General features: G+C 71.1%; 6 protein-coding genes and 1 pseudogene. All 7 read right to left on the reverse strand.

What is annotated here, in order from left to right:
• A partial coding sequence (locus tag AB0J09_RS53000) for a hypothetical protein (protein ID WP_360709647.1) occupies positions 1–197 on the reverse strand: 197 nt, incomplete at its 3' end.
• A 63-nt stretch (positions 198–260) separates the two neighbouring features.
• Positions 261–1109, reverse strand: a complete 849-nt coding sequence (locus tag AB0J09_RS53005) for a DUF1996 domain-containing protein (RefSeq protein ID WP_360709649.1) — start codon at positions 1107–1109, stop codon at positions 261–263.
• Positions 1106–2776, reverse strand: a complete 1671-nt coding sequence (locus AB0J09_RS53010; RefSeq protein WP_360709651.1) for a discoidin domain-containing protein — start codon at positions 2774–2776, stop codon at positions 1106–1108. The genes AB0J09_RS53005 and AB0J09_RS53010 overlap by 4 nt, the downstream gene beginning before the upstream one ends.
• A 360-nt stretch (positions 2777–3136) precedes the next feature.
• On the reverse strand, positions 3137–4453 hold the full coding sequence (locus tag AB0J09_RS53015; RefSeq protein ID WP_360709653.1) for an acyltransferase: 1317 nt from the start codon (positions 4451–4453) through the stop codon (positions 3137–3139).
• Positions 4454–4557: 104 nt separating this feature from the next.
• Positions 4558–5289 (reverse strand): FAD:protein FMN transferase, encoded by a 732-nt coding sequence (locus AB0J09_RS53020; protein WP_360709655.1) that lies wholly within the window; start codon positions 5287–5289, stop codon positions 4558–4560.
• Positions 5286–5741, reverse strand: a complete 456-nt coding sequence (locus AB0J09_RS53025) for an FMN-binding protein (protein ID WP_360709657.1) — start codon at positions 5739–5741, stop codon at positions 5286–5288. Before AB0J09_RS53025 ends, AB0J09_RS53020 begins: the two co-directional genes overlap by 4 nt.
• Positions 5742–5759: 18 nt before the next feature.
• A pseudogene (locus AB0J09_RS53030) lies at positions 5760–6336 on the reverse strand (ferric reductase); the annotation flags it as partial.

A 6336-nucleotide genomic window follows, 5' to 3' on the forward strand; every position in this document is an offset into this window, starting at 1 on the left:
GCCAGGTCTGCGAGCGACCGGCTAGCGGAGCGCCCGCGAACGAGCCCGAGCAGCGGCAGCGCGCGGGTGTGCAGGGCGTCGGCGAGCTGCAGCCAGGCCACGTCGGTGGCGTTGAACCCCTTCTCGGGCTGCTCCGGAGCCGGGGAGCACCCGAGCAGCAGGACGGCCAACAGCAGGAACACGAAGACCCGTACCACCGGCGTCCCACCTGATCGGGCCCGGGCGGACCGGAAGGTCCGCCCGGGCAGCGGAGGCCTCACCTACGCAGGGCGCCCGTCGGCGCCGCACTTGACGATCGGACGGATGCAGTCACGCACCCGCCGCTCCATCTCCGCGGCCGGCCAGGCGTTGAAGAAGTCGCCGTGCATCGTGAACCCGGCTCCCGACGCGAGCCGGAAGTGCGACGGGTCGCCGCTCACCGGGTACCGGATCACCTGCCGCAACTTCGGCACCGGCACGGGATGCGTGCTGGGACAGGCGCCGGCCACCGGATAGGCCATGTGGCTCTTGTGGTCGGCCGAGTCCAGGTCACGCCCGTTCCAGCACTGCGGGAAGTCCAGGTACGACTCCAGCATCGTCCCCGACGGGCAGTTGACGAAGTCCTTCGACGGAGGCACCTCCCCGGCGTGCAGGCACGACCACCGGGCGGTCGACGAGCCGTCGGGGCCGGTCGCCTTGGCGTTGCCCGCCACGATCCGCAGCCCCAGCGGCAGCGGCTGGGTCGTGGCGATGATGTCGTCACGCACCCCTTCGCCCAGGTAGTAGAAGGTGACGATGGCCGGCTCGACCGGAGCGCCGTCCCGGTAGAGGGTCGGCACCCAATACGAGGACTTGTCGACGGCCGGGTTGCAGTTCGTGGCGCCGTTCTGCAGGTCGGAGAGCTGTGTGTAGGCGTTCGTGACGTGACTGCCGAAGAAGCTGTGCATGTGCGAGGCGCCGGCCAGCCCCGGGAAGACGATCGGGTCGTCCGGCAGCCGGTGGCTGAACGGGCAGTCGGCGAGGAACTCCGCCACCCGGATCACCCGGGCCTCGGCCGGGCGCGGCGCGACGGCGACCATGCCGATCAGCAGGGATAACAGCGCGAGCAGTGTGGTTTTCCTGGTTGTCATTGGTAGACCCTCACGTAGTCGACGAGCATGCGAGAGGGGAACGGGGTGGCGGCGTCGGGCGGTCCCGGCCAGTCACCGCCGATCGCCAGATTGAGGATGATGTAGAACGGGTGGTCGAAGATCCACGGGCCGCGTGTCTGCTCCACCTGGTCCTTGCTCAGCGTGAACACCGTCCTGCCGTCGAGCGTGTACACGATGCCCTTGCTGTCCCAGTTCGCGGCCCAGACGTGGAAGTCGTCGGAGAAGTCCGCGCCGTTCGGCAGGGTGTACGGCGAGCCGATGCCTCCGCCGCCGTTGTAAGCGGGCGCGTGCACGGTCGAGTAGGACGTCTTCACGTCCTTGCCGAGGACCTCCATGATGTCGACCTCGCCGTTGTACGGCCACGGCCGCCCGGTCAGGAAGTCGGCCCCCATCATCCAGAACGCAGGCCAGAACCCGTTGCCCTTGGGCACCTTGATCCTGGCCTCGACCCGGCCGTACGTGAAGTGGAACTTCGTGCCGGTGTTCATCCTGGCCGAGGTGTACTGGCAGGTGCCGCTGCCGGTCAGCGGGTCCGTCGGGCAGGTCGTGCCCGGCGTGGCCTGCTTGCGTGCCTCCATGACCAGGTGTCCCTGGCCGTCCATGGAGGCGTTGTCGTGATTGGTGTAGTACTCCAGCTCGTTGTTCGGCCCAGTGCCCGGGTCGGCGCGCCACTTGGCGGCGTCGGGCTTGCTGCCGGCCGAGCCGTTGAACTCGTCGCTCCACACCAGGGCCGGCGGGTTGGCCGGGTCCTTCGGCGGGGCGGGCGGATCGACGGGGTTGCCGCCGGTGCCGTACACCTGGAACTCCCACAGGCTGTAGCCGTAGGCGCCGGCTCGCTTCGTGCCGTACATCCGGACGTACCGGCCCGAGCCGCTGACGTTCAGCGTCTGCTTGAAGCCGGTGGCGGTGGTGGTGCTGTAGACGGTCGTCCAGGTGTTCGCGTCGGGCGACACCTGGATCTGGTACGACGTGGCGTAGGCCGGGTCCCACTGCAGGACGACCCTGCTGATCTGCGCGGTCGCGCCCAGGTCCACGTAGATCCAGCCGGGGTCGACCCAGCCGGTGGTGGCGCTGGTGGCCCACCTGCTGGCGGGATCGAGGTCGAACGCCCTGGCCGGGGTGCACTCCCAGCAGTTGCCGTCGTTCTGGTAGCTGGAGGCCACGCCGGGCTTGTTGTACGACAGCAGCCTCTCGCCGCCACCCGAGCCGCCTCCCGTCCCGTAGACCCTGAACTCCCAGAGGCTGTAGCCGTACTGGGTGGCGCGCTGGGTGCCGTGGACACGGACGTACCGGCCGCTGCCCGACACGTTCAGCGTCTGGTCGCCGCCGGTGCCGGTGGTCGTGGAGTGGACGGTGGTCCAGGCCGTGCCGTCGGCCGACACCTGCACCTGGAAGGCGGTGGCGTACGCGGCCTCCCAGCTCAGTTGCACCTGGCTGATGGACGCGGTGGCCCCGAGGTCGACCTGGATCCACTGGGGGTCGGAGAAGGCGCTGGACCAGCGGGTGCCCGGGTCGCCGTCGACGGCCGCCGAGGCGGGAAAGGCCACGTTCTCGGTGGATGAGGCGGTGGCGGTCTTGCCCTGGGACAGGAGCGGGTCGGCGGCGGCGGTCGCGGGCAGGACCGCCGTCAGCGACAGTGTGATCATGAGGGCGACGAGTGTCCCAAGGCGTCGCAGGCTCGGACTGAGGGGTGGACTCACGACGTCTCCGTCAAAGTGGGGGGTATCGGTGCGGAGAGCGCTCTCTGAAATGGAGACTGCTCGCGTCTCCTGCCGCTGTCAAGGCCTGAGTTAATAGGCGCGAAACCTCATCGTCACGCGAGAGAGCGCTCTCTACGCCTGACTCGGGACGGAGGACCGCACGTGAGCTGGGACGATGCTCGCGCCCACGGAATGACGGCACTCGGCGCGCCCCACAAAGGAAACTTGCGAATCACGGCCTCCATGACAGCCGTCGGCGCCAGAACGAATCCTCGCGAGGGAGCGCTCTCCCAAAACGATCAGAGATCATCGGGCCGCACCGTGGGATCGATACCGCCATCGGATGAGACGCAGGATGCCTGCGCCCGCGAAGTACACGATCAAGGCCACGATCGGCAGACCGCTGAGTGCGTGACCTCGCGGGCCGGTCACCGCGAGGGTGAGGAGCCCGGCCACCACACCGGCGATGCCGAGGACGGTCAGAACGCCCGCCGTGACCCCGGCCGTGGCTCCCGGCCCGGGGCTCGGACCGGCACGCCGCTCGACGGGACCGAACACCATGACCAGCACGCCCAGGATCAGGGCCAGGACGACGAGCCAGGGCAGCCGCAGCAGCAGCCACGCGGGCGTCCCGGGCGGCGGGGACGGCAGCAGTCCGGTCGGATAAAGCGCCAGCGCGCCGAGCACGACGGCAGTCATGTGCCACAGGAAAAGGGTCATGACGACCGAGTTGATCGCCACGACGACGGTCCAGGGGCGCGGCCGCCGCAGCCACCGGCCGGCCGGGTCGTGGAACGCCAGGGCCAGCCCGGCCTGGGTCGCGGCCAGCGCCAGCAGCGCCAGAGTGGGCGGCGAGGTGTTCTGGACGGCCTCCCCCGCGATCCCGACCATGCTGACCGGATAGGGGCCGAGCACCGTCAACGCCACCAGGGCCGCCAGCCCCGAGAGCGCCAGCGGCAGGCCGACGCCCGGCCGGGCGGGCAGCCGCCCGTCCTGCCAGGCGAAGCCGAGCTGGTGGACGGCCAGCCAGCCGAACAGGAAGTTGCCCTGGCCCGCGGCGGGAACCCGCAGCGCCAGCCGGGCCGCGTCGCCGAGTCCGACCAGGACGACCAGCGCGATCGGCACGGCCAGGCCGTACCGGCGGTGCAGGGCGTGCGTCAGCGGGGTGAGGGCGACCACGGCCACATAGGCCACCAGGAACCACAGCGGGATCCCGGCCACCCACACCGCGGTCGCGACGAGGCCGGGATCGACACCCAGCGCCCCGGCCAGCAGGGCCGCCGCCGTCAGCACGGCCAGCAGCATGGTGGTGGGGCGTACGAGCCGGTCGGTTCGGCGCAGCGTCCAGCAGGTGGCGTCGCCGCCGCGGGCGCGGTGGGCCGTGAGAGAGGCGGCGTTGGCGTACCCGCCGACCAGGAAGAAGACGGGCATGACCTGGAACAGCCAGGTCAGCGGGCGCGTCCACGGCACGGCTTCGAGTGCGCTGCCGCCCTGCGGACGCCCGTCGTAGCTCACGTACACCACCAGCCAGTGGCCCACGACCACGGCCGCGATCGCAATGGCGCGGAGCAGGTCGACGTGACGGTCCCGGTGCGCCGGGGTCCGCTCGGCCAGCCGACGCATACTTCGCCCCCGTGACTCGCTCGACTTCACCGGACGGCCTACCCCGTGCAGCCGTGCTGTCACACCCCGCACCCGCGGTGTCCAGCGGTCGCGTCGTGCCCGGGTCAGCTCGGTACGGTGAACGCGGCGAAGCCGGTGGTCTGCCAGGTGTGGCCGCGCGCGGTCACCGCGAACGCTTCCAGGCCGGGGCGCTCCTCGACCCAGTCGCGGGCGGCGTCACCCATGGCGAACGCGGCGGTCGCGTACGCGTCGACAGCGGTCAGGCGGGGCCCGACGAGAGTGATGGACAACAGCTCGGCGGCGGGGCGCCCGGTGTGCGGGTCGATGATGTGCTGGCCGCGCTCGGCGCTGCCCGAGGTGGCCACGGCCAGGTCGTGGCCCGTGACCACGGTGCTGAGGGCGCCGGGCCGCTGCGGGTCGGCGATCCCGATCCGCCACGGGAAGGGGTCGGGACCGAGTTGGATGTCGCCGCCGCCGTTGACGCAGTGGCGGGGCGCGCCCGCCTCGGACAGCAGCAGGGAGGCCCGCTCGATCGCCCACCCTTTCACCAGGCCGGACGGCTCCAAACGACCGCCTTGATATGTCGCGAAATATCCGTCAGTCTGCCGTTCGACCTGTGCGCACAGCGCGAGCACCTGTCCCACCTCGGGCGGGCAGTCGTCCACGCCGAGCTCGCCCCGGCCCAGGCGGCTGACCGCGCTGTCCGGCCGGTAGGTGGAGAAGACCTCGTCCACGTGGTGCAGCCAGGCGACGGCCTGCGCCACCGCGTCATCGGCCTCGTGGCGTACGTCGAAGGAGAAGACGGTGCCCATCGCCTTCTCGACGTGGCGGGTCACAGTCCGGCCCGGTCGATGGCGCTCTGCAGGGAGCGCGTGTAGCCGTCGCTGGTGTACGTGGCCCCGGAGACGGAGTCGATCTGCGCGCTCTGGGCTGACATGGCCTCCTGCTGGAGTATGGGCAGCGCACGGTTGTTGATCTCGATGTCGCGCCGGTTGCCGTCCGGGGCCTGGAGCACCTGGACGTCGGTGATCTTGCCGCCGGTGAGGGTGATCCGTACCTGCACGGGTCCCCAGCGGGTGTCGGCGACGTCCCCGTCGACGCTCCGGCTGCCGGAGGGCTTCCCGGCCGAGCCGGTGGAGCCCTGTGCCGTCGGCGTAGGCGACTGGGCCTGGGTGGGGGCGAGGGCGGCGGGCGGCTCAGCGACGCCCGCGACGTCGTGTGGCTTGAACGACAGCAGCAGCACTAGGCCGATGGCGGTGACCACCACCGCGAACAGCACCCTGCGCATGGCAGACCTCCTCGGAACTCAGAACTCGAACGACTCGTGATGGATCCGGCGATGGGGCACACCCGCCGCCCGCAAGGCCTTGATCGCCGCCCGGGTCAACTCGGGCGGCCCGCACACGTACACGTCGTGCTCGCGCAGATCGGGCAGCAGGCGCTCGAGGCCGTCGAACAGGTCCGTGGACCTGGGCCCGGTCGAGTAGTACGCCGTGGCGTCACCGCGGGCTGCGATGATCTCCTCCAGCTCGTCCTTGAAGAGCACCTCCTCGGGCGTGCGGGCGCGATAGAGCAGCGTCACCCGTCCGGGCAGCGTCTCGAACAGGGCACGTAGCGGGGTGATGCCGACGCCGCCCGCGATCAGCAACGACTTGCCGCCCCGGCCGAGGCGCGCGGTGAACCCGCCGTACGGTCCCTCGGCGAGCACCGGGGTGCCCGGCCGCAGCCGGGCGAGCGCCGCGCTGTGATCGCCCAGCGCCTTGACCGTGATGCGCAGCCCGCCGGCGTGGGGCGCCGCCGACAGCGAGTACGGATTCGCCGACCACCACAGCCCGCCGGCCAGGAACCGCCAGCGGAAGAACTGGCCGGGCTCGGCCCGCAGC

This window comes from Nonomuraea sp. NPDC049784 (assembly GCF_040659615.1).
Taxonomy (GTDB): domain Bacteria; phylum Actinomycetota; class Actinomycetes; order Streptosporangiales; family Streptosporangiaceae; genus Nonomuraea.